Genomic DNA, 22759 nt, shown 5'->3' with positions numbered 1-22759 from the left:
GAGGAAGCCCGCGCGACCGGCGACGCCGGCCTCTGATGGGTGCTGTCGGGTAAGACCGCCGGCAAACGCGGTGCCTGTAGCCGCAGGTGGGTGAGCAGTCCCGTTCCCTGGACCGTTGTGAGTCCTGGGTCAGGCCGTGCCCCCTGGCCGACTCGTCAGCAGGGGCCGCTGCCCGGTCCGCCGTAGCGGAAGGTGCTGGGGCTGAGCGACAGGACGCCGTAGTGCGGGCTGGTGCTGTGCACCGACGCGTTCGGATCGGGCCCGTTGACCATCTGGATCGTGCCGATCCGCGACGCCGTGCCGTCCGTCGGAGGCAGCCCCTTGCCCATGTCGGTGCAGGTTTCCTCGGTGGCGGAGGCGACCTCGCCGAACCACTGGGTCGCGCCCGCCCGGGTGAAGCTGCCGTTCCACAGGTCGTCGGGGTAGTAGCCGATCCACTCCGAGTCGTAAGCGATCCACCAGTTCGAGCCGGAGCGCTGGACGCCGAACCTCTTCTGCACCCCGGTCGGCAGCGTGGCGCCGGGCTTGATCGTGGCCTGGCTGTAGACCTTGAACCCGCAGGCGTTGTAGCAGGCCGGCTTGCCGTCCTTCCAGTAGAAGACGAACAGGTGGGGGTCGTCGTCGCCGTTGACCTTGCGGTCGACGGTCCACCCCACCTCGACGATCTGCTTGCTGTCCGCGGACTGCACCGCGATCTCGGTCAGCGTGTGGGCGTCGGCCGCGGCGAGCTCGGGCTTGGCGATGTGAAGGTTCGCCGAGGTCCCATCGGTGGCACCGATCTGGGTGCCCGCCGCGTAGTGGTAGAACGCCCCGGCCTTACCGGCCTTGTTTCGGTCGCCTCTGGTGGCGGACGCCGGCGCGGGCTCGTCGGCGGGGCGCGCCTGCGCGAGCTTGGCGGCGGGTTGCGCGGGTTGGGTGACCGACTGCGCAGGCTTGGCGGCGGACAGCGCCTGCTTGGCGGCGGACTGCGCGAGCTTGGTGGCGGACTGCGCGAGCTGGGCAGCGGGCTGTGCCTGCGCGGGCTGGGCGGCGGGCTGTGCCTGCGCGGGCTGGGCGGCGGGCTGTGCCTGCGCGGGCTGAGCAAGGGCCGGCGATCCGGTTAGCGGGACGCTGCCCTTCGGCGCGTAGACCGGCTCGGGCTCGCGCGACTCGCCGGCCTCGGCCGGCGCGGCGTCCGCACCGGCGGCGGCGACGGCGGCGCTGCTGACGCCGGCCTTTGCGCGCTTCAGGCGGGACGGCTGTTCGCCCCAGGGCAGCAGGGCGGGCGGCACGGGCTCGCCGGCTTCGGCGGCGACTGGGGGCGGTGCTTCCTCTGCGTACGCGTTGAGATTCCAGCCGGCGCTCATGGAAACGGCGACGGTGGTGGTGAGGCCCGCGGCCAGCCAGCCGCGGCGGGTGTTCGACACGTGTCAGTCCTCGTTCATCGGCAATGGCTGAGGCGTCGGTGACCATACAACGACCTGGATGGATCTGGCTGCGCCCGGGTCCGCATTCGAGCTGAACGGCTGAGTTAATGGATCACCGTCCGGCCCCTGCCCCGACGCGGCCCACCGAATGATTTGTCCGATATATCCTGCAACTATCAACCGTCCACGGATGCAGCGCCTTTTCGGGTCCGGACCGCGCATCGCGGCCCGGCAGTCCGCCGCGCTCTTCGCCCTCGCCGGGACGCTCGCACTCGTCGGCATCCCGAACGAACCGCGGCGTGGCAGCGACCTGTTGCTGATCGCGGCCGCCGACCTCGTGCTCGCCGGCCTCGCGTGGATGCTGCCGTGGCACCGGTGGTCGCGCCGCGGCCCCGCCCTCCTCGCCCTGCCGGGCTTCGCCGTCCTCGGCTTCTCCACCTGGGCCTTCGGTGGCGTCGCGACCGGTACGGGACCTTTCCTGGTGCTGCTCTACGCCTGGGCGGCGCTGCACTTCCCGCGCTGGATCCTGCTGGCCCTGGCCCCGCCGGCGGCTATCGCATACGTCGTTCCGCTGATCGTCACCGCCCAACCCCCGGTCGTGCTGGGCAGCGCCCTCATTCTGCTGCCGGTCGCCCTCGCCGTCGCGTTGCTGATCGAGGCTCAGGCGCGGCACCTGCGCGAAGACCGCGAGCGGCTGACCCGGATCGAGAGCTGGCGTGCCGCCATGATCGGCACCCTCGCCCACGACGTACGGTCGCCGCTGGCCACCGTGCAGATGACCCTCGAGGAGCTGCGGGAGGGCGCAACCGGGCACACCGCGCGGATGGTCGACGCGGCGCTGCGCCAGACGTCGCGCATCGACCGTCTGGCCACCGGACTGCTCGACCTGAACCGCATCGACACCACCGGCCATCTGCGGCTTGACCGGCAACCCGCATCCGCCCGCGAGGCGGTCCTGGCGGCGTTGTCCTACGTCAGCTCGGCCGACGTAGGGGTCCAGATCCCCCACGACCTCACCCTGTGCGTCGACCGCGAACGGTTCGAGCAGATCGTCGTCAACCTGGTGGGCAACGCCCTGCGATACGGCAGGGCGCCGGTCACCGTGACGATCACCAGCGACGGGACCACGGACCGCCTGGAGGTCCGCGACCACGGCCCAGGCGTGCCCGAAGACCTGAGGACACGTCTGTTCACCCGCTTCGGCGCCGGTGACCGTGAAGGCGTAGGCCTCGGGCTGTGGATCGTGCGTGAGCTCGCTCAGGCACACGGCGGAGAGGCGCATTACGAACCCGGTGACCCCGGCACCCGCATGATCGTGACCTTTCCCGCCGCATCCGAGGCGACTCCTGGTCACTAGCGCTCGATCACGGTGTGCCAGCATCCCAGCATGCCTGAGTTGATCGCGCGCCCGATGCGGGAAAATGAGTTCGCGCAATGGAACGAGGAGACCACCCGCCTGCTGGCGGCATCGCACGTCGCCGTCGGTAACTGGTCCTCCGAGGCCGCCCCGGAGCTGGCGCGCAAGGCCCGTCGTGACGTGCTTCCGGACGGCTTCGCCACCGCGGGCATGCTCTTCCTCAAGGGGCTCCAGCCCGACGGCACACCGGTGGGCTCGGTATGGCTGGGACTGACGTACCCACGTGGCACCCCCGATTGCGCATTCATCTACTTCATCGAGGTCGATGAAGCACACCGCGGAAAGGGTTACGGCCGGGCCCTGCTCTCGGCGGCCGAGAACGTCGTACGGTCGCGGGGAGTGAAATCCCTGGAGCTCAACGTTTTCGGCTTCAACGCCGCCGCAATCCAGCTGTACGAGACCTCGGGATACGGCGTCGTCACACAACAGATGAGGAAGTCCCTGGACGGTTAGCAGGGATGCTTGAGCGAGCATTATCGGGCGCAGGTCAGGTCGGCCGCCGGCAGGTCGCCGGTGACGAGGTAGGTATTCACGGCCGTATCGACACACTCGGAGCCACGGAACAGGTAGACGCCGTGGTCGCGGGCGGCGGCCAGGGTGATCATGCGGGAACCGGTGAGGGACCGGTGCATGGCCTGGCCCATCTCCACCGTCGCCTGGACATCCCCGGCGGCCTGGACGATCAATGCCGGCACCCCGGTGTTGATCCGGGCCGGCCGCTCCCGCGGTTGGTGTGGCCAGAACGTGCACGGCGTGATGTTGCTGCTCAACGGGCCGAACATCGGTGCCTCGGCGCGCGCCGCCTCGACGTCGCGCCAATGAGCCTTGACGTTGCGTGGCCTCTGCGAGTCTCCGCACAACACTGCGGTCGCCGCGCTGCGCTGCGCGGAGTCCCGGCCGGTGAGGTGCCCAGCGAGCGTGGTGGCCAGGGCCGGCGTGGGCTCGGCGCTTCCGGTATCGGCCGCGCGCACCAGCACCCGCAGAGTGGCAGCCAGCTCGAGGCTGTTCTCCTCGCTGTCGTCGACCAGCAGATTGGCGATCACACCGGGGATGACGGTGTCGTCGACCGAATAGGGGCCGACACGAAGTGAGGTGCGGGCGGCGGCCAGGTACACCCGGTTCGCCGTCCTGAGCACCTGGCCGGCCGTCGACCCGAGGTGGAAACGCTTGTCGTGCGTCGCGGCCCATTCGGCCCACTCCCGAAGTGCCGCCTCATGGCGCGCGGCAGTCGCACGGCCGCGCAGACTCGCCACGCCGGGGCGGTTCGGGTCGATGGCGCTGTCGAGGACGATCCGCCCGGCTCGCTCGGGGAACAGCGTCAGGTATTGCGCTCCCAGGTAGCTCCCCTGCGAGTAGCCGAGGAAGGACAACTTCGGCGTACCGAGTGCGGCCCGGACGACGTCCATGTCGCGGGCAGCGTTCTCCGCGGACACATGGGGCAGGAGATCGGCGTTCACGCGGGCACACCGTGAGGCCAGGTCATTCGATAGCGTGACCATTCGGTCGAAGCTCTCCCGGTCGGCGCCGGCGGAGCGTGGCAGCCAACTGGCGGGCCAGCCGCAATCGATCGGTGTGCTGCGCCCAGAGAAGCGGACGTCCATGCCGATGATGTCGAATCTGGCGCCGGTCTCGCCCATTCCCTGCCTGGCTTCGGGGACGGTGGAGAGCACCGGGTTAGCCGGGCCGCCCAGATTGAAGATCAGCGGACCGGCGTAGTGGGCCAGGTCGGTGGCCTTGCTGCGGGCGATGGCGACCGTGATGGTGCGTCCTCGTGGCCGGCTGTAGTCCAATGGGACCTGGACCTCGCCGCACTGCACGCCAGCTTCGTCCAATGCGTGTCCGTCGGTGTCGTCGGCGCCACGCTGGCAAGATTTCCAGTCGATGTGTTGGCGGTGGAATCGTGCGAGCCCACCGTTATCGTCCTGCTTAGCATCGGCCAGCGTGGCGGGAACCATTCCAAGTCCCGCGATCGCGGCCACTACTGCGGCAAGCACCGCGCTGCGTCGTGGTCGTTTCATCGAATTCTCCTGAACGGTGCGGGATGGAAGCTCAGGCGTCCCGCCGGCGCAGTTGCCACGCGGCGAGTCCGAGCACGATTGCGGTATAGAGACAGAACAGTCCGAATCCGGCCCACGGGCCGAGGGTGAACGGGTCCTGATGGACGCCGCTGACGGCCGTGCCGGCCGGGGTCGGCAGATACCGGTAGACCGCATCCGACATCGACTCTGGCAGCAGCCCGAGCAGGAGCTGCGGCGCGAACAGGAGTCCGAACAACGCCGAGACCCCAGCGGCGGTGTTGCGCAGCAGAGCGCCCAGGCCGAGCCCGAGCAGGCCCACCGCAGTGAGGAACAACGCGCTGCCGAGGACGGCCCTGGACACGCCGGGCTCGCCGAGGCCGGTGTCGAGGTTCTCGGCGGCCAGGATCGACTGACCGGCGAGGAACGCGACCAGCACGGTCGGCACGGCGACCACGGCGGTGGTGAGGCCGAAGGTGATCGCCTTGCCCCACAACATCGGCAGGCGGCCCGGCACCGCCGCCAGGCTCACTCTGATCGATCCTGTGGCGTATTCACCGGTCACGAACAGCACGCCCAGAACACCGATCGCCAATTGCGCCAGTTGGACACCGGCGAGGCTCACCGAGGTGGAGTCGAAGGTGGATGGATCGGCCGGTGGGCGAGCGACACGCAGGCTGGAATACGCCGACCCGACGCCCACCACGAGCGCGGCCGTGGCCGCCAAGCACCAGATCGTGGACAGCAGCGAGCGCAGCTTCGTCCACTCCGACCGGATGACCCGAAGCTGGGTGACTCGCTGCTCGCGGGTGTAGAGGGTAAGGGAAGGGTTCGTCATGACCGCGCTCCGACGGTGCCCGCGCGGTATTCGACCGCGTCGCGGGTCAGGTCGATGAACGCCTCTTCCAGTGAGGACGGTTCGGCCGTCAGCTCGAGGAGCGTGATCCCGGCCGCGGCGGCGGCCAGTCCGATCTGGTCGGTGGTCAAACCGGTCACGACCAGCGCTCCGCCCCGATCGGACGAGACTTCGACGTCGGGTCCTGCCAGCCTGTCGGTGAGCGCCTCGGGGCGGGTGGTGCGTACCCGCACCATGCTGCGGCTGTGTGCCCGCGTGAACTCCGCCGTCGCGGTGTCGGCGATCAGGCGACCCTTGCCGACCACGATGAGGTGCTGGGCGGTGAGCGCCATTTCGTTCATGAGATGGGAGGAGACGAAGACCGTCCGGCCTTCGGCCGCGAGGCTCTGCAGCAGCGCGCGCACCCAGCGGATGCCTTCGGTATCGAGACCGTTCAGCGGCTCGTCGAGGATGATCGTGTGTGGGTCGCCGAGCAACGCCGTGGCGATGCCGAGCCGCTGCCCCATGCCGAGTGAGAACCTGCCGGTCCGCCGTCGTGCCGCGTCGGACAGGCCGACCGCCGCGATGACCTCGTCGACCCGCGAGCGGTGGATGCCATTGGTGCGGGCCAGCGCGAGCAAATGGTGGAACGCGCTGCGGCCGGGGTGCATCGAGCGGGCCTCCAGCAGCGCGCCGACCTCCCGCAGAGGCGCGGAGTGCTCCCGATACGACTTGCCGTTGACCCGCACCGAACCGTCCGTGGGCGTGTCCAACCCGAGGATCATCCGCATGGTGGTGGACTTGCCGGCACCGTTCGGGCCGAGGAAGCCGGTGACCATGCCCGGACGGACGGTGAAACTTAGTCTGTCGACGGCAAGCTTGCCGCCGTATCTCTTCGTCAGGCTCCGTGCCTCGATCATCGCTTTCGCTCCTCGGGTGGTCGGCTGACGTTGACGCTGCCAGCGGGGCGCCGCGCTGTAACTGGGGTTGTCAGCCGTACGAGCTTGGGGTTAACCACACCCCTGGCATGCGGTCTGCCCGATGGCCGACCGCCGCCGCGATCCCTACCGTGAACGCATGAACTCAGCGGGAACGACGTCGTGACGCACACCCTGTCGTCCGGCCCTGTGATCGTTCTGCGATCGCTCTCTTCGCCGGAAGCTTGGCGGGCGACCTTCCACGTGGTGGCCGGCATGCTCTTCAGCGCCGCGACGGGCGCGGTGATCTGGCTGGTGGGCCTGCTCTGGTGGGCGGCGGTGGCCAGCCTCGTCGAGGGGCCGACCGGTCACTGGACGCTGCCGGTGTTGTACGCGGCCGTCGCCGTCTCCGGCCCGCTGGCGATGTTGGGATGCGTGCGGTTCCTCAGCGCGATGCAACGGGAACGGTTCCGAGCGGTGCTGGGCCTCGACATCGCCGCGCCGCGACCGGACCCGGGCACCGGCTGGCACCGGATCCTCCACCCGTGGACCACCGGGACCGCCTGGCGGCAGTTCGCCTACCATCTGCTCGCCCCGCTGCTGGGCGGCCTCGGCGGGGTGGTGGTCGTGCTCTGCTGGTCGGCCCCGGTGCTCGCAGCCCTGTCGGCGGACCGTTTGGCCGGGGCCGGCCTCCTGCTGTGGTTCGGGGGCGCCATGGCATTGCTGCTCGCCGCGCCGTGGGTCGCCCGCGGCATTGCCGGGGTCGACGCGGCCGCGGCTCGGCGCCTGCTGGGCCCCGGTCACGCCGAGGAGCTCGCGGTGCGCGTCGAGTCGCTGGCGCGCAGCCGAGCCGATCTGCTGGTCGCCGCCGATGCCGAACGACGCCGTATCGAGCGCGACCTGCACGACGGTGTGCAGCAGCGCCTCGTCTCGCTGGCGATGAACCTGGGTATGGCCCGCGCTGCCTTCACCGACCGGCCACCGGACGTCCAGGAGGTCATCGCCGGAGCCCACGACGAGGCCATGGCCGTGTTGGCCGAGTTGCGTGACTTCGTGCGCGGGCTGCACCCGGCCGTGCTCAACGATCGGGGACTCGACGCGGCGCTCTCCGGCGTCGTCGCGCGAGCGCCCCTGCCGGTGAAGCTTCGGGTCGATGTAGCGCGGCGCTGCTCGCCGAGCGTCGAGGCGATCGCCTACTTCGCCGTGTCCGAAGCGCTGACCAACGTTGCCAAACACGCGAACGCCAGCCGGGCCGAGGTCGTCACGGAACACGTCGGCGATCTGCTGGTCATCACGGTGACCGATGACGGCCGGGGCGGCGCCACGGCGGACGGAGTCGGCACAGGGCTACGCGGACTGGCGCAACGGGCGGCGGCCGTCGACGGAAGTCTGACGGTGGTGAGTCCACGGGGAGGTCCTACGACCGTTACGGTGTCTATCCCATGCGGGTAGTGCTAGCCGAAGACTCGGTTCTGCTGCGTGCCGGTCTCACGAAGCTGCTCAACGACGGTGGCTTCGAGGTCGTCGCTGCGGTGCCCGACGCCGACCAGTTGCTGACCGCCGTCGACGTGCACCGACCCGATGTGGTGGTCGTCGACGTGCGGATGCCACCGACCCACACCGACGAGGGGATCCGGGCCGCGCTCGTCATCCGCCGGCAATACCCGAAGATCGCGGTGTGTGTGCTCTCCCAGTTTGTGGAAGAGCGGTATGCTACCGATCTGCTCTCGATCGACACCAGCGGCATCGGGTATCTGCTCAAGGACCGGATCGGGCACGTGACGGACTTCCTCGACGCGCTGCGCCGGGTAACCGCGGGCGGCACGGCGCTGGACCCCGAAGTCATCAACCAACTGCTGGTGCGCCGCCACGACCCGATGCGACGCCTGACACCGCGTGAGCAGGACGTGCTCAAGCTGATGGCGGAGGGCCGTTCCAACAGCGGCATCGTGGAGGCGTTGAAGGTCAGTCACAGCGCGGTGGAGAAGTACGTGAGCAGCATCTTCACCAAACTCGATCTGCCGCCGACCGACACGGATCACCGCAGGGTGCTGGCCGTGCTCAAGTACCTCGGTGCCTAGGAGCAATCGTGGCAGAGCGTCCGCGCCGATCCACACGCCATCGCCTCGGCAGGCTGGGAAGGCTGGGAAGGCTGGGAAGGCTGGGAAGGCTGATGGGTTTCCGGCATCGGATCACGCCGGCGGTAGCGGTGTGGCCGTCCATGACATGTTGCTCTGGGCGGCGATGGGCTCCCCTACTTTCGTCAGGTCGCGGCCTGGCGTACGGCGTCGTCGCGGTTGCGGCTGAAGTCCGGTTCCGGCTCGGGCCTACCGAAGTAGTAGCCCTGCGCAAGCCGGTACCCCAGGCGTTCGAGCTCGGCCGCCTGCTCCGCGGTTTCCACGCCCTCGGCGACGGCCGTCAGGCCCAGTCCGTCGGCGACCTGGATGAGGGCCGTGGCGATGACCGCGTGCCGGCCCGCCATGGTGATGGTGTCGACGAAGCTCTTGTCGACCTTCAGAACGTCGACCGGCACCGTCTGGAGGAGCCCGAGCGACGAGTGGCCGGTGCCGAAGTCGTCGAGCGCGATGCGTACGCCGAGGTCGCGCAGCCGGTGCAGGGTGTCGACGGCCTGGCCGCCCGCGAAGACGGCGGTCTCGGTGACCTCGATGGTCAGCCGGCTGGCGGGCAGGCCGCTGTCCGCCAGCGCCGACGCCACCAGGCTCGCGAAGCCGCGGTGGGCGAGCTGGCGGGCGGACGCGTTGACGCTGATCCGGTCCGGTCCGACGGGGCCCAGTTCGGCGTGCCAGCGGGCCGCCTGCAGGCAGGCCTCGCGGAGGATCCAGGCGCCCAGTTCCATGATGAGGCCGTTGCGTTCCGCCACCGGAATGAAGTCGGCGGGGCTGACGAGCCCGCGTTCCGGGTGGTCCCAGCGGACCAGGGTTTCCACGGCCACGATCCGCCCGTGCGGCAGTTCGACGATGGGCTGGTAGACGAGCCGGAACTGCCCGGCGTCCAGGGCGGTGCGCAGTTCGGCGCCGAGCCGGGCCTCCTCGCCGGCCCGCTGGTCCAGCTCCTCGGCGTACCAGCGGCAGGACTCGCCGCTGGTCTTGGCGGCGTACATGGCGATGTCGGCGCGGCGTACCAATTCCATGGCGTCGGCGGCGTCGGAAGGGTGGGATGCGCTGGGGGTGGCGTCGGCCATGCCGACGCTGCCGTTGACCAGCAGTTCGTGACCGCCGACGTGGAAGGCGTCGTGCAGGACCGCGGTGATGACCTCGATGACGGCGCCGGCGGATTCGCTGGTCGCGTCGGTGATCAGGATGGCGAACTCGTCGCCGCCCGTGCGCGCCACCAGGGCGCGGCCCTCCAAGCCCGTGCGCGCCACCAGGGCGCGGCCGTCCCCGCCGGTGCGTGCCGCCAAGGCGAGGCCGTCCCCGCCCGTGCGAGTCACCAAAGCCCGGCCGTCGCCGCCCGTGCGTGCCGCCAAGGCGAGGCCGTTCACGCCCGCATATGCCGCCGGGGCGCGGCTGTCCATGCCCGTGCGTGCCCCCAGGGCAAGGCCGTCCACACCGGCGGACAGGCGCTCGCCGACGGCGATCAGAAGTTTGTCTCCCACGGCGTGCCCGAGCTGGTCGTTGACGGATTTGAAGCCGTTGAGGCCGAGCAGTGCCACGACCGGGCGGCCACCGGTCTGCAAGGCCGTGCCCAGGTCGCGTTCGAAACGCCGGCGATTCGCCAGGCCGGTCAGGTCGTCGCGCATCGCTACGTCCGCGAGTTGGCCGGCCTGGCGTTGCACCTGGCCGACGAAGCCGGACATGCGCAGCAGCACCAGCAGGAAGAGCACGATCGCGCCGACCGCGATCGCACCCCGGTCGCGGACGTTGCCGCCGATGGCGGGTACGAGCAGCAGCGCCGGGCCGAGCAGCGAGCTGGTGGCCAGCAGCAGGATCCGCCCGATCGTCATCCGTGGTTCGGTGCGGGCGAGGGCGACCCGGGGGTGCATCGACGGGTGCAGGGCGGCGGCGCCCCACATCACGTACGACAGCAGGAACGCCGCGTCGCAGATTGTGCTGTCGGCCTCGGAATACAGGTCGAGGGCTGAGTAGCCGGCGTCGCCGACGAGCAGCATCACCACGCCGATGGCCAGCAGGCGCATGGTGGGTGTCCAGGACGCTACGCCGAAGGCCAGTCGGGCGAGCATGGCGAGCAGCATCACGTCGGCGGCCGGGTAGGCGACGGTGACGCCGCGGACCAGCGCCGAACTGGTGGAGTCGGCGGCGAGGGGCTCCACGATGACGACCCAGAACACCAGGCCGAGACCGGTGGCCAGGATGGCGGCGTCGAGCAGGCCGGCGAGGTCGCGCCCGGTGCTGCCGCGGGCCATGCGGTTCAATCCGATCCAGAACATCGGGTACGCGACGAGATAGAAGACGTCGGCCGCCGACGGGTACGGATCCTGGTGCAGAACGAACAGGTAGTACTCGTAGACGATGTCGCCGATGACCCAGATGATCTCTGCGGCGGCGAACCAGTACCACATCGCCGGGTTCGGTGGTCGGTGCAGCCGGACGGACAGGAGGATGGCGAGCGCGGAGGCCAGGCCGATCGCGTTGTAAGTGGCGTTGCTGGCGAGGCCGCCGGTGGGCAGGAGGAAGTAGCCGCCGGTGGCGAGCACTCCCACCGTCAGCCACAGCCACCAGAGCCTGCCGTGTTGCACATTCCGCCATCGGCTCGGGGGAGCGGCACCTGAGAGATCCGCCGGGATCGCGGGGGACGGCAGGGAGCGCTGACGCCTGTCGGGTGGCCGAGATCTCGGCTCAGTACTGGAAGCTGCTGACAAGGTGGCGCAGATCGGCGGACATTCGGGCGAGTTCGTCGGCCGCTTGGCGGGCTTCCTCGACCTCGGTGCGGGTGCGTCCGGTGACCACGGCGACGGCGTCGGCGGCCGCGGCGATGTCGGTGCTGGCCCGGGCCGCCTCGGTGATGCCGCGGCTCATTTCGGCGCCGGTGACGCTCTGTTCCTCGACGGCGGCCGCGATCGTCACCTGCTGGCTGTTGATCTCGCCGACCACGGCGCCGATCCGCTCGATGCCCTCGACCGCGGCGCCGGTGTCGGTCTGGATGGCGTTGACCTGCGCGATGATGTCGGCGGTGGCGCGGGCGGTCTCCTGGGCCAGCTCCTTGACCTCGCCGGCGACGACCGCGAAGCCCTTGCCGGCCTCGCCGGCGCGGGCGGATTCGATGGTGGCGTTGAGGGCGAGCAGGTTGGTCTGTTCGGCGATGCTGGTGATCAGCTCCACCACGGTGCCGATGCGCGCGGAGGACTCTCCGAGGCGGCGCATGGTGGTGTCGGTGACGGCGACGATGTCGACCGCCTGGGCGGCCGCGCCGGCGGCGACGCTGGCACTGCGCGCGATCTCGGAGATGGCGGCGCCCATCTCCTCGGCGCCGGCGGCCACCGCCTGCACGTTGCCGGAGACCTCGTCCGCGGCGGTCGACGCGGTGCCCGCCTGGCCGGCGGCGTCGGTGGCGTCGGCGGAGAGCCGGTCGCTGGTGGCGGTGAGTCGGGTGGAGGCGTCGGCGAGCGCGGTGGCGCTGTCGCCGAGCGCTCGGACGGTGCGGTGCAGCGCCTCGCCGGTCTCGTCGACCGACCGGCCGAGCCGACCGGTCTCGTCCAGGGCGTCGAGGCCGGTGCGGGCGGTCAGGTCGCCCTGGCCGATCCGTCCGAGCACCCGGATGCAGCGGTGCAGCGGCTTCACCACCGAGCGGGTCACGAGCCGGCTCAGCAGGAGCGCGGCCAGGACGGCCAAGGCGGCGGCGACGCCGATCACGATGTAGACGAACCGCGTGACCGCCTGCACCTGCCGGGTGATCTTCTCGGCGCGGGCGGTGACCGAGGCGATGATCTTCTCGGTCGACGCCAGCAGGGCGGACCAGGACTCGGAGAGCTCGGCGTAGAGCATGTCCCAGGCCTTCGTGCGCCCGGCTTCGGTGCCCTTGGCCAGCTCCGCGACGAACTGGTCGTCCTGCTGGAAGTAAGCGGTGAACAGCGCGCCCAGGTGGGCCGCCTCGGCGCTTTCGGCCTCGGTGAGCTGGTCGTCGGGAAGCGAGTCGAGCAGCTTCAGCACCTGGGCCTTGCTCTGGAGCAGGCCCCACCGGCTCGTGTCCGGGTTGGTGCCGTCGGTGTATTCGACGCCCCACTGGATGACCTCGCCCCAGACGTACCCCTGCCAGCCGTTGATGTCGTTGTCCAGGAACCGGAGCTCGGTGACCTGCTTGACGAGGGCGTTGAGGCGCACCATGTCGGCTTGCAGCGTCGATTGCCGGCGCGCGCCCCACAGCCCGGCCCCGGCGACGCCGGCCATCAGAAGGCACACCGCGAGGAATGCCACGCCCAGCCGGGTGCCGACGGACAGGTTCCTCAGGCGCCGACGCATGGCCGCTCACTCCCTGGGACGGTGTTGATGTGCACCTGCTATTTCGGCCTGGCCAGCGATGAGCTGAGGGCGGCATTACGGTGTGCCGGCGCCCGCGGTTAGCCCGATCCCGCACCTGAGAACAATCTTCCGGCTTAACATTCGGTGAACTACGTATTTTTCCGTTCCACGCCGCCGATTCACACCTTGCCGGGCGATCGGCCGGGCCGGAAACGAAAGCGGGGCAGCGGTGGGGGCTGGAAGTTGGGTGCGGGACCGCCGCGTGTCGGTGAAGATCCTGGCGGTAGCGGGCGTGGCGATCGCCGGCACGGTGCTGACCGGGGTGCTGAGCTTGGTCGGAATCTCCGACCTGAAGACCACCCGCGCGCATGAGCTGCAGCGGGCCGTTCCGTACATCTCTTGTCTGAACGCCGCCGCGTTGGGCGCGAAGGCCGCCGCCAACGACGAGCGCGGCTATTTCATCGGTGGGGACGCCAAGTTCCGCGACGAGGCGACGGGCCGTAAGAAGTCGGTCGACGAGAATCTGGCCTGCGCGCGGTCGCTCGGCAGCCCCGCCGAGCAGGCCACCGTCGACAAGATCCAGGCCGCGACGGACAAATGGTTTGCCGCGCTGACCTCGGAGTTCTCCACGTTCGAGACCGACCGCGCGGCCGCGGTGACCGAGGCGATGGGCCCCAACCGGGACCTGCGCAAGGCGTACGAGACGGCCATGGGTGAGGAGATCACCCGGGCCAGTAAAGCGCTGGTGGCCGAGAGCGAGTTCGACGCCACCGTGAACACGACCCGCACCATCGTGTTCGTCGCGCTGGTGATCGCCGTGGCGTGCGCGGTCGCGTTGGCGCTGGTCGTGTCCCGGATGATCCTGGGCCCGTTGCGGCGCGTGTCGAGCGTGCTGGACGCCATGGCCGATGGTGACCTGAGCCGCGACGCGCAGGTCGACCAGCGCGACGAACTGGGGCAGATGGCCGCAAGCCTGCGCCGGGCGATGACGACGCTGCGCACGGCGGTCGGCGACCTGGCCCGCCACTCGAACGAGCTGGGCACGGCCGCCGACTCGCTGACCCGCACCAGCCGGGAGAGCGCGGCCGGTGCGGAGGCCGGCGCGCGGCAGGCCGGGTCGGTCGCGGAGTCCGCGGCGCTGATGTCGTCGAACATTCAGACCGTCGCCGCCGGCGCGGAGGAGATGGGGGCGTCGATCCGCGAGATCGGCGAGAGCGCCACCCAGGCCGCCGGCGTCGCCTCCCGCGCGGTGGACGTCACCGCGGCCACCACCGGGGTGATGGCCAAGCTCGGTGAGTCGTCGATGGAGATCGGCAACGTGGTCAAGGTCATCACCGCGATCGCCGAGCAGACCAACCTGCTGGCGCTGAACGCGACCATCGAGGCGGCCCGGGCCGGCGAGGCGGGCAAGGGCTTCGCCGTGGTGGCCTCGGAGGTCAAGGACCTCGCTCAGGAGACGGCGAAGGCCACTGAGGACATCGGTCGGCGCGTCGCCGCCATCCAGTCCGACACCAGCGGCGCGGTTTCCGCGATCGAGGAGATCAGCGAGATCATCGCGCGGATCAGCGATTTCCAGACGACGATCGCCTCCGCGGTGGAGGAGCAGAGCGTGACCACCAACGAGATGAGCCGCAACGTCGCCGAGGCGGCGACCGCGGGCGGCCAGGTCGCCTCGACGATCACGGACGTCGCCCACTCCGTGCAGCTCACCACCGTCGGCGTCGGCGAGGCCGACCGGGCCGCCAGTCAGCTCGCCGACATGTCGGTGGACCTGCGCCGGATCGTGGAACGCTTCAGGATCTGAGCGTCGGTGATTCTCCTTCGGGGCCATCGTCGGTGACCGCACCGGCGGTGGCCTCGCTGGGTTGCCGGGCGAACACGCGGTCCTCGTCCAACGCGGAGGTCTGCACGACGAGGACGTCGCAGACGGCGTTGCGCACGACGCCGCCGGGAACCGATCCGAGGAGTTGACCCCGGCTCGCGCCCAGTCCCCGGTTGCCGACGACGATGAGGTTCGCCGGGTTCGCGCCGACCACGTCGAGAAGGGCCTGCGCCGGATCCCCGGCGACGAGCCGCTGTTCGATGTAGCGCGCCCGCTCCCGGGTGAGGCCGGTGACCGACTTCTCCAGAGCTTCGCGGGCCGCCTCGACACCGTGAATGTCGCGGTGAGCGCCCTCGGCGGGACTGGCGGCCGAGCCGGCGTCGCCATCGCGGTAGGCGGTGACGACGACCAGCTTCGCCTGGGCGGCCAGCGCCACCTCCGCCGCCCGGTCCACGGCGTACAGACTGGTGGGGGTGCCGTCCGAACCGACCACGACCCGGTCGTACACGGTGATGCTGCGCTTGCCACCGAGCGGCACGATCGGGGACTCGTCCGCCTCGTCCGGCGGGTTGACCCACAGCATCGCCACGGCGCCGATCGCCAGCAGGACGCCGGCGAGGGTCATCGCGTTGCTGCCCTTGCTGTCGAGCAGGTGGGTGTAGATCCAGCCGAAGGTGACGGTCTCGATCAGCATGGGCACCACGATCATCATGTTCAGGATGCCCATGTAGACGCCGGTGCGCTTGGCCGGAACCATGCTGGCCACCATCAGGTACGGCACGCCGACCGCACTGGCCCAGAAGATGCCGAGGCCGATCATCGGTAGCAGCGCGACGTACTGGTTGTCGATGCGTGCCAGCCAGATCAGCGCCACCGCGGCCAGGCCGAGGGCGATCGCGTGCACGCGCTTGGCGCCGATCCGCTGCGCGAAGCCCACGAGGAACAGCGCGGAGATCATGGTGACGAAGTTGTAGGCGGCGTTCTCCAGGCCGCTCCAGGCGATCGCGTCATCCCACGCGGGACCGCCCTGCTCGGGCGTGGCGTTGAACACGGTCTCACCGAGACTGACCGCCAGGAACTGCCAGTAGATGAACATGGCGTACCACTGGAAGAGGAAGACCACGCCGATCTTGTGCATGGCGATCGGCATCGCCTTGACGGCGTCCTTGATCTCGATGACGGCGTGGTGGACGCCCTTGGGCGCGGACCGGATCTCCGCGAGCTCCTCGTCCGACGGGGTCAGTTCCTTGGTACGCGCCATCGCCGTGAGCACCGTCAGCAGAATGCACACGGTGCCGATCATGAAGCAGACGTACATCCAGTAGGGCACGCCGTTGCCGGCGGTCTTCTCCAGCGCCGTCACCTTCTGCAGCAGGAACAGCGACAGGTTCGCCAGCACCGCGCCGGCCCCGGTGAACATGCTCTGGGTCAGGAACCCGCGCGCCAGCTGGGACTTGGGCAACCGGTCCGAGATGAACGCCCGGTACGGCTCCATCGAGGTGTTGTTTCCGGCGTCCAGCAGCCAGAAGCAGAGCACCGCGATCCAGAGGACGCCGACGAACGGGAACGCGAACAGGATGACGGCGCAGAGCAGCGCCCCGGCGGTGATGAACGGGCGGCGGCGGCCCCAGCGGGGATGCCACGTCCGGTCGCTGATCGCGCCGATCAGCGGCTGGATGATCAGGCCGGTGACCGGTCCCGCGAGGTTGAGGATGGGCAGCTGGTCGGGGTCCGCCCCGATCAGCAGGAAGAGCGGATTCACCGCCGACTGGGTGAGGCCGAAGCTGAACTGAACCCCGAAGAAGCCGAGGTTCATCATCAGCAGGGCGGTGCCGGTCATCAGCGGCCTGCGTTCGGCGGGGCCGACACCTGTCGAGACGGACTCCGATGTCGTAGCGGTCATGGCGACCCCTTCGGCCTATGTGATCCACGTCACTGCGCCTCGACGCTAAGCCCGCCGGTGGAGGGCCGCAACAGCTGTCGATGGGTGCGGGGCCGTCGCCGCACATCATGGAATACCCGGGCGCTCGGATGGCGGGTTGGCGGGATCGCCTTCACCATGAGGTCGGTCGACACTGGAGAGGAGACGGCCGTGAGCGCATGGAAGACCATCGTGGTCGGCGTCGACGGATCGCCCGGCAGCCGCAAGGCGTTGAGCTGGGCCGCCGCCGAGGCCGCGGATCACGGGGCCGACCTGGTGGTCCTCAACGTGTGGGAGCACACGCTGCTGCCACCGGCCGGCAACGTCAGCGTGTCGGAGAGGTACGTGCCCGACCCCAGCCAACGCACCGCCGAAGACCTGGTGCAGGTCATCAAGGAGGAACTCGGCGAGGAGCCGCCGGTGCTCGTCAAACCGCAGGTCAAGCAGGGCAGGGCGGCCAAGGTCCTCATCGAGGAGTCGGCGAGGGCGGACCTGCTGGTGGTCGGCGAACGCGGGCACGGCGGGTTCGCCGGCCTGGTGCTCGGCTCGGTCAGCCAGCACGTCGCCGCGTACGCGAAATGCCCGGTGACCGTCGTCCGTTGACCTTCCTCACGCCGCCAGGCGTGCCGCGTCCTGGCCGGTTACGGGCCGCACGGCGCCGCAGTGCGTGCATTGCAGGTGGTGACGGCCCGGCCGGACGGGGAAGAGCGGGATGAAGAAGAGCGTGAACTTCGTGGTCCGCTTGGTCAGCGCCTGAGCGGCGGTCACGCCGCAGACCTCGCAGACCAGGGTCAGGATGGCGATCTGCCGGTCGCGGCTGCGGAACCCGAAGAGGATGAACATCCTCGCCACGGTAGAGGGGTCCGGGCGGGTTCGCACACCGATGCGCGGTGAGTAAGCCGTGTTGACCTGCGTTACGCCGGCCCGGTGGTGGCACTGCGCCGGGACGCGCCGCCCTGGCGGGTGCGATGCGGGTGGGAAGGGCGAGCGGCCCGGCGGGGCGACGGGATGATGATCGCGGGCGCCGTCCGGTGCCGGGTCCGTGCCGGGTCGCTCGACGGATGCGGTGATCGCGAGTTCAGCAGCGGACGCAGGTCGTGCGGGGCCAGCGAGGCGATGGTCGACGGGGTGAGGCCGTGACTGTTCGTGTTGAGCTGCTCGAAGACCACGCGGGCCAGGAAGGCGGCGTCGGGCTCCTCGATGAACAGGCGCCGGGCGATGCCTTTGATGAAGTCGCGGCATCCCGTCGCGGGGCGGTCGTGGTCGGCGATGGCCGCCTGGGGCAGCCGCGGGCGGATCTCGTGAGGCAGGCGTGCCACGAGCCGATAGAGAACCGGGAAGGGGATGATCTCGGCCAACGCCTCGAGGACCGCGCGCACCGCGCGGCGGGTCTCGTGGGGACCGTGCAGCCGTGCGCGCTGTTGTATGTGGGTTAACCCGTCCAGCTGATCCATCGGCGCGACCTCCTCGCGGGCCCGGCCGTGTCCCGGGTCCGGGAAGATACCCACGGACAAGGGATCGAAACAAATGAATCCCATCTACGCGGTGCAGGTGTCCAGGGTGGTCTGCAGGGCGGACTTTTCCGTCGCCTGCAGGGTGAGTCCCCAGTAGGACTTCACGGCGATCCACATCTTGGCGTACGTGCACCGGTAGGAGCCGATCGACGGCTGCCAGGTGGAGGGGTCCTGATCGCCCTTGGCCTGGTTGACGTTGTCGGTGACGGCGATGAGCTGGGGCCGCGTGAGGTCGTTGGCGAAGCTCTTGCGCCGGCTGGTGGTCCAGGAGTTGGCGCCGGAGCGCCAGGCCTCGGCCAGGGGTACGACGTGGTCGATGTCGACGTCGGAGGCGGCGGTCCAGGTGGCGCCGTCGTACGGGGAGTACCACTGTCCCGCGGTGGCGGCGCAGGCCGAGTCGGTGGTCACCGAGCTGCCGTCGCGCTTGAGCACCGTCTCGCGGGTGTTGCAGCTGCCGGAGACGGTGCTCCAGTGCGGGAACAGGTCGCGGGAATAGCCGCTGGTCGAGCCCTGCGCCGCCACCGTCAACGCGTTCAGCTGGGACTGCGCGGTCGCCTTGCTGGGAATGCCGGGCGGCGTGGCCGACGCCGGCATGGCGACCGCGCCGACGGTGGCCATCGTGGCGGCCAGGGTCATGGCGAGCGGGGCGGTGGTTCGGCGCATGGCCGGCTCCCATCTGAGGTCAGGTGACGCCGTGAACGGCGTCACCTGATGTATAGATGGGAGTCAGTGTCGGGCGAAGCGTTGCTTGTGTGAACACCTCATTGCGGTCATACGACGGATCTTCTTCGAGTCTTAGCTGGTCGAAGGACTGCGGCCGGTGTCCGGCGTGTGAACCAGAGATGTCTCGCCGGGGTCGCCGACCGAGGTGTCCGCGGGCGGTGGCTCCGCCGGGTCCGTGCGGCGCTCGGCCTCCTCGCGGTGGTCCTCCGCCTCGGCCCGCTCGTCGTCGGTGGGCTCCGTGCCCGGGGACTCGCGGTCGGGGGTGGGCTCACCGGACGGATGCCGGACGAGATAGCGGATGGCGGTGTTCAACACCGCCAGCAACGGTACGGCGATCAGCCCGCCGACGATGCCCGCGACCACGATGCCGGTCGCGATCGCCAGGATGACCGCGAGCGGGTGCAGCGCCACCGCCCGGCCCATGATGAGCGGCTGCAGGACGTGCCCCTCGAGCTGCTGCACCGCGATGACGATCGCCAGGACGATGAGCGCGCTGACCGGGCCGTTGGCGACCAGCGCGACCAGCACGGCGACCGCGCCGGTGATCGTGGCACCGATGACCGGGACGAACGCGCCGAGGAACACCAGGGCGGCCAGCGGCAGGGCCAGCGGAACCCGGAGGATGAACAGGCCGATGCCGATGCCCACCGCGTCCACGAACGCCACCAGGACCGTGGCATGCACATAGGACACCAGGGTGTGCCAGGAATAGTGGCCGGCCCGGGCGGTCGCGACGCGGGCCTCCCGCGGCAACAGCCGGCACAGGAACGACCAGATCTGGCCACCGTCCCGCAGGAAGAAGAAGAGCGCGAACAGGACGAGGAAGAACCCGGCGACGACCTCGCCGACCGTGGTGGCGGTGCTCAACGCGCCCGAGGTCAGCGCGCCCTGATTCTCACTGATGGCCTGCTGTGCGCGTTCGACGTACTGGCTGAGCTGGGCATCGGTGACGTGCAGCGGCCCTCGGGCGAGCCAGTCCTGCACCTCGTTGATCCCGTCGCTGACCTGTGTCGACAGGGTGTCGATCTGGGCGATGAAGGTGCGGATGATCAGGCTCAGTCCGCCGAACACCAGCAGCAGGGCGAGGACGAGCACCAGCCCGGCGGCGAGCGAGCGCTTCACGCCGCGCCGGACGAACGCCGCCGCGACCGGCTGGAACAGCGCCGCGAGCAGGATCGCCACCGCCACCGGGATGATGACCACCCGCAGCAGCGCCACCACCCGCAGCAGCAGGTAGGCGGCCGCGACCAGCAGGATGAACCGCCAGGCCCAGGCGCCGGCCGTCCGCACCCCGCGGGGCAGCACCTCGTCGCTGTGCGACGGGCGTTGCACCACCACGACGGGCGTGGCCGTGTCCTGCAGTTCCGGCCCCACGGTGAACGGTGGCGGAGCGTTGCGGGCAGCCGCGGCCGCGAGGCGCTGGCGGGCCCGTTCCCTGATCGATTGGGTCCACGTCATCGGGCACACCTCCGGTCGTCACCCGGCAGTTCACCTGCCGGGTGACCCCTACCTGCCCGCTTTCGGGACCGTTCACTCTCAGGGCGCGTTGTGGACGAGGACGAACACCACGACGATCCAGGCGGCGGCGATCGTGAAGCTGAGCGGAGCGACAAAACGGCGCATGGCGATGACTTTCCGGCGAGTGGCGACAGGGAGAAGTGCGCACACGAGGCGTCGCGGCCGGCACCCTGCTCCGTCGCGGCGCGGCACGACGGCACCGGGCTCCGTACGGACAAACGCACGAAGCCGCGATACGGCGGGAGCGGGTGGGTTTCGCGTCAGCGGGCCGGAACTCGCGTCACGGCCGGGCACACGCGCGGGGCGTGGCGGACCGGGGCGGGCTCAGCGGGTCTGACGAACGGCCCGGCCACGACTGGGAGGATCGCTATCTCGCACAGCGATCACCTCCGTCGGTAGTGCGGGCTTCTCGGACCGTCGTCGAGCGTACCGCCCGGGTGCACAGTGAGGGACGCAACCCCTGCCGTGTTGTCCGTCCGGTTCCGCCTACCGGTTGGTAACGCCTAGTCTGCGAGCGGTTCGTATCCCGCAACAGGTTCGTATCCCGCAGTAGGCGAGTAGAGGAGCAGCGCGTTGGCCCGCACCGTGTTGGTGACCGGAGGAAACCGTGGAATCGGCCTGGCGATCGCCCGCGCGTTCGCGAAGCAGGGTGACCGGGTGGCCGTCACACACCGGGGCAGCGGTGCCCCCGACGGACTGTTCGGCGTCCAGTGCGACATCACCGACGGCGCGGCCGTCGACGCCGCCTTCACGACGGTCGAGAAGGAACTGGGCCCGGTCGAGGTGCTGATCGCCAACGCGGGCATCACCGACGACACGCTGATCATGCGCATGTCCGAGGACCAGTTCACCCGGGTCCTGGACACCAACCTGACCGGCGCGTTCCGCTGCGCCAAGCGCGCCAGCACCAAGATGCTGCGCGCCAAGTGGGGCCGGATCGTCTTCATCTCCTCGGTCGTCGGCCTCTATGGCGGGCCCGGACAGGTGAACTACGCGGCCAGCAAGGCCGGCCTGGTGGGCATGGCCCGCTCGATCACCCGTGAGCTGGGCGGACGTAACATCACGGCGAACGTCGTCGCGCCGGGCTTCATCGACACCGAGATGACCGACGTGCTGACCGACGCCCGCCGCGAGGAGATCCTCAAGGCGATCCCCGCCGGCCGGCTCGCGGCTCCCGACGAGGTGGCGCAGGCGGTGACGTTCCTCGCCAGCGACGGGGCGGCGTACATCTCGGGTGCGGTCGTGCCGGTCGACGGCGGCCTCGGCATGGGTCACTGACCCGACGGATCACCGGAAGAATTCAGGAGAGAGCGTGTCTGGACTGCTGGCCGGTAAGCGGCTGCTCATCACCGGCATCATCACCGACGCGTCGATCGCGTTCTCGGTGGCGAAGCTCGCCCAGGAGAACGGCGCGACCGTCGTGCTGACCGGGTACGGCCGGCTGTCGCTGGTCGAGCGGATCGCCAAGCGGCTGCCCGCGCCGGCGCCGGTGATCGAACTCGACGCGACGAACCCGGAGCACCTCGCCGGGCTCGCCGACAAGGTACGCGAGCACGTCGACGGCCTCGACGGCGTGGTGCACTCGATCGGGTTCGCGCCGCAGAGCTGCCTCGGCGGCGGATTCCTCGACGCGCCCTGGGAGGACGTGGCGACGGCGCTGCAGGTGTCGACGTACTCCTACAAATCGCTGGCCACGGCCTGCCTGCCGCTGATGGGAGCGGGCGGCAGCGTCATCGGGCTGACGTTCGACGCGACCAAGGCCTGGCCGGTGTACGACTGGATGGGCGTCGCCAAGGCCGGGCTCGAATCGGCGTCCCGCTACCTCGCCCTGCACCTGGGCAAGCAGGGCATCCGCAGCAACCTGGTCTCGGCCGGCCCGCTGCGCACCATGGCGGCCAAGTCGATCCCGGGCTTCGAACAGTTCGAGCAGGCCTGGGCCGACCGCGCGCCGCTGGGCTGGGACCTGACCGACCAGGAACCGACCGCCCGCGCCGTCTGCGCCCTCCTCTCCGACTGGTTCCCGGCCACCACCGGCGAAATCGTCCACGTCGATGGCGGCTACCACGCCCTAGGCGCTTGAGCGGGCAGAGTCGCACTGCGCCCGCCGATGTTGAGGGCGCCGAGGCGGCTACCACGCCTTAGGCGCTTGAGCGGGCAGAGTCGCACTGCGCCCGCCGATGTTGAGGGCGCCGAGGCGGCTACCACGCCTTAGGCGCTTGAGCGGGCAGAGTCGC

Annotated in this window: 19 protein-coding genes; 8 read left to right on the top strand and 11 right to left on the bottom strand. The window is 70.0% G+C overall.

Annotated elements, in window-relative coordinates; translation table 11 throughout:
* Nucleotides 1-155: 155 nt before the first annotated feature.
* Nucleotides 156-1406: a neprosin family prolyl endopeptidase gene (locus AB0M36_RS30310; RefSeq protein WP_364164310.1), complete on the bottom strand. Its 1251-nt coding sequence runs from the start codon at nucleotides 1404-1406 to the stop codon at nucleotides 156-158.
* A gap of 190 nt (nucleotides 1407-1596) precedes the next feature.
* On the opposite strand from AB0M36_RS30310, the gene AB0M36_RS30305 reads away from it, so the two are divergent.
* Both AB0M36_RS30305 and AB0M36_RS30300 read left to right on the top strand, forming a co-directional pair.
* Nucleotides 1597-2763 (top strand): HAMP domain-containing sensor histidine kinase, encoded by a 1167-nt coding sequence (locus tag AB0M36_RS30305; RefSeq protein ID WP_364164307.1) that lies wholly within the window; start codon nucleotides 1597-1599, stop codon nucleotides 2761-2763.
* 30 nt (nucleotides 2764-2793) lie between these two features.
* Nucleotides 2794-3276 carry a GNAT family N-acetyltransferase gene (locus AB0M36_RS30300; protein ID WP_364164304.1) on the top strand — a complete coding sequence of 161 codons (483 nt, stop codon included), beginning with the start codon at nucleotides 2794-2796 and terminating at the stop codon, nucleotides 3274-3276.
* A gap of 20 nt (nucleotides 3277-3296) precedes the next feature.
* Here the strand turns inward: AB0M36_RS30300 and AB0M36_RS30295 are convergent, their stop codons facing one another.
* The 3 genes from AB0M36_RS30295 to AB0M36_RS30285 all read right to left on the bottom strand — a co-directional run bounded on the left by AB0M36_RS30295 (nucleotide 3297) and on the right by AB0M36_RS30285 (nucleotide 6593).
* Nucleotides 3297-4655 (bottom strand): alpha/beta fold hydrolase, encoded by a 1359-nt coding sequence (locus AB0M36_RS30295; protein WP_364164301.1) that lies wholly within the window; start codon nucleotides 4653-4655, stop codon nucleotides 3297-3299.
* Between the two features lie 217 nt (nucleotides 4656-4872).
* Nucleotides 4873-5676, bottom strand: coding sequence for an ABC transporter permease subunit (locus tag AB0M36_RS30290; RefSeq protein WP_364164298.1), 804 nt, complete (start codon nucleotides 5674-5676; stop codon nucleotides 4873-4875).
* The gene (locus tag AB0M36_RS30285; protein ID WP_364164295.1) at nucleotides 5673-6593 is read right to left on the bottom strand and encodes an ATP-binding cassette domain-containing protein; all 921 of its coding nucleotides are present in this window, start codon (nucleotides 6591-6593) and stop codon (nucleotides 5673-5675) included. The genes AB0M36_RS30290 and AB0M36_RS30285 overlap by 4 nt, the downstream gene beginning before the upstream one ends.
* Before the next feature lie 207 nt (nucleotides 6594-6800).
* Between AB0M36_RS30285 and AB0M36_RS30280 the strand changes: the two genes are divergently transcribed.
* A complete protein-coding gene (locus tag AB0M36_RS30280; RefSeq protein ID WP_364164292.1) occupies nucleotides 6801-8042 on the top strand; it encodes a histidine kinase in 1242 nt (413 codons plus the stop codon).
* Entirely contained in the window at nucleotides 8033-8671 is a 639-nt protein-coding gene (locus AB0M36_RS30275; RefSeq protein ID WP_364164290.1) for a response regulator transcription factor, read from the top strand. Before AB0M36_RS30280 ends, AB0M36_RS30275 begins: the two co-directional genes overlap by 10 nt.
* A 182-nt stretch (nucleotides 8672-8853) precedes the next feature.
* On the opposite strand, the gene AB0M36_RS30270 is transcribed toward AB0M36_RS30275, so the two are convergent.
* Both AB0M36_RS30270 and AB0M36_RS30265 read right to left on the bottom strand, forming a co-directional pair.
* The gene (locus AB0M36_RS30270; RefSeq protein ID WP_364164287.1) at nucleotides 8854-11307 is read right to left on the bottom strand and encodes a bifunctional diguanylate cyclase/phosphodiesterase; all 2454 of its coding nucleotides are present in this window, start codon (nucleotides 11305-11307) and stop codon (nucleotides 8854-8856) included.
* A gap of 100 nt (nucleotides 11308-11407) precedes the next feature.
* Nucleotides 11408-13027 carry a methyl-accepting chemotaxis protein gene (locus tag AB0M36_RS30265; RefSeq protein WP_364164284.1) on the bottom strand — a complete coding sequence of 540 codons (1620 nt, stop codon included), beginning with the start codon at nucleotides 13025-13027 and terminating at the stop codon, nucleotides 11408-11410.
* Nucleotides 13028-13289: 262 nt separating this feature from the next.
* On the opposite strand from AB0M36_RS30265, the gene AB0M36_RS30260 reads away from it, so the two are divergent.
* Nucleotides 13290-14831 (top strand): methyl-accepting chemotaxis protein, encoded by a 1542-nt coding sequence (locus AB0M36_RS30260; protein ID WP_364164281.1) that lies wholly within the window; start codon nucleotides 13290-13292, stop codon nucleotides 14829-14831.
* Here AB0M36_RS30260 and AB0M36_RS30255 read toward each other — a convergent pair.
* A complete protein-coding gene (locus tag AB0M36_RS30255; protein WP_364164278.1) occupies nucleotides 14821-16752 on the bottom strand; it encodes an MFS transporter in 1932 nt (643 codons plus the stop codon). The two genes, AB0M36_RS30260 and AB0M36_RS30255, sit on opposite strands and share 11 nt — an antisense overlap.
* Before the next feature lie 189 nt (nucleotides 16753-16941).
* Between AB0M36_RS30255 and AB0M36_RS30250 the strand changes: the two genes are divergently transcribed.
* Complete coding sequence (locus AB0M36_RS30250; RefSeq protein ID WP_364164275.1) at nucleotides 16942-17373, top strand: universal stress protein; 432 nt, start codon at nucleotides 16942-16944, stop codon at nucleotides 17371-17373.
* A 6-nt stretch (nucleotides 17374-17379) separates the two neighbouring features.
* On the opposite strand, the gene AB0M36_RS30245 is transcribed toward AB0M36_RS30250, so the two are convergent.
* From AB0M36_RS30245 to AB0M36_RS30230, 4 genes are all read right to left on the bottom strand, one after another.
* The gene (locus AB0M36_RS30245) at nucleotides 17380-17613 is read right to left on the bottom strand and encodes a zinc-ribbon domain-containing protein (protein WP_364164272.1); all 234 of its coding nucleotides are present in this window, start codon (nucleotides 17611-17613) and stop codon (nucleotides 17380-17382) included.
* A 71-nt stretch (nucleotides 17614-17684) separates the two neighbouring features.
* Nucleotides 17685-18278, bottom strand: a complete 594-nt coding sequence (locus AB0M36_RS30240; RefSeq protein WP_364164269.1) for a DUF2267 domain-containing protein — start codon at nucleotides 18276-18278, stop codon at nucleotides 17685-17687.
* Nucleotides 18279-18308: 30 nt separating this feature from the next.
* Nucleotides 18309-18920 carry an HNH endonuclease family protein gene (locus AB0M36_RS30235; protein WP_364164516.1) on the bottom strand — a complete coding sequence of 204 codons (612 nt, stop codon included), beginning with the start codon at nucleotides 18918-18920 and terminating at the stop codon, nucleotides 18309-18311.
* A gap of 159 nt (nucleotides 18921-19079) precedes the next feature.
* Nucleotides 19080-20465 carry an AI-2E family transporter gene (locus tag AB0M36_RS30230; RefSeq protein ID WP_364164266.1) on the bottom strand — a complete coding sequence of 462 codons (1386 nt, stop codon included), beginning with the start codon at nucleotides 20463-20465 and terminating at the stop codon, nucleotides 19080-19082.
* Between the two features lie 633 nt (nucleotides 20466-21098).
* Between AB0M36_RS30230 and AB0M36_RS30225 the strand changes: the two genes are divergently transcribed.
* Complete coding sequence (locus AB0M36_RS30225; protein WP_364164263.1) at nucleotides 21099-21803, top strand: beta-ketoacyl-ACP reductase; 705 nt, start codon at nucleotides 21099-21101, stop codon at nucleotides 21801-21803.
* 34 nt (nucleotides 21804-21837) lie between these two features.
* Nucleotides 21838-22605 (top strand): enoyl-ACP reductase FabI, encoded by a 768-nt coding sequence (fabI, locus tag AB0M36_RS30220; protein ID WP_364164260.1) that lies wholly within the window; start codon nucleotides 21838-21840, stop codon nucleotides 22603-22605.
* Nucleotides 22606-22759 lie beyond the last annotated feature (154 nt).

The organism is Actinoplanes sp. NPDC051346 (assembly GCF_040682215.1).
Taxonomy (GTDB): Bacteria; Actinomycetota; Actinomycetes; order Mycobacteriales; family Micromonosporaceae; genus Actinoplanes.
The sequence above is the reverse complement of the archived record's forward strand: the minus strand, read 5'-3'. Positions and strand labels throughout refer to the sequence as shown.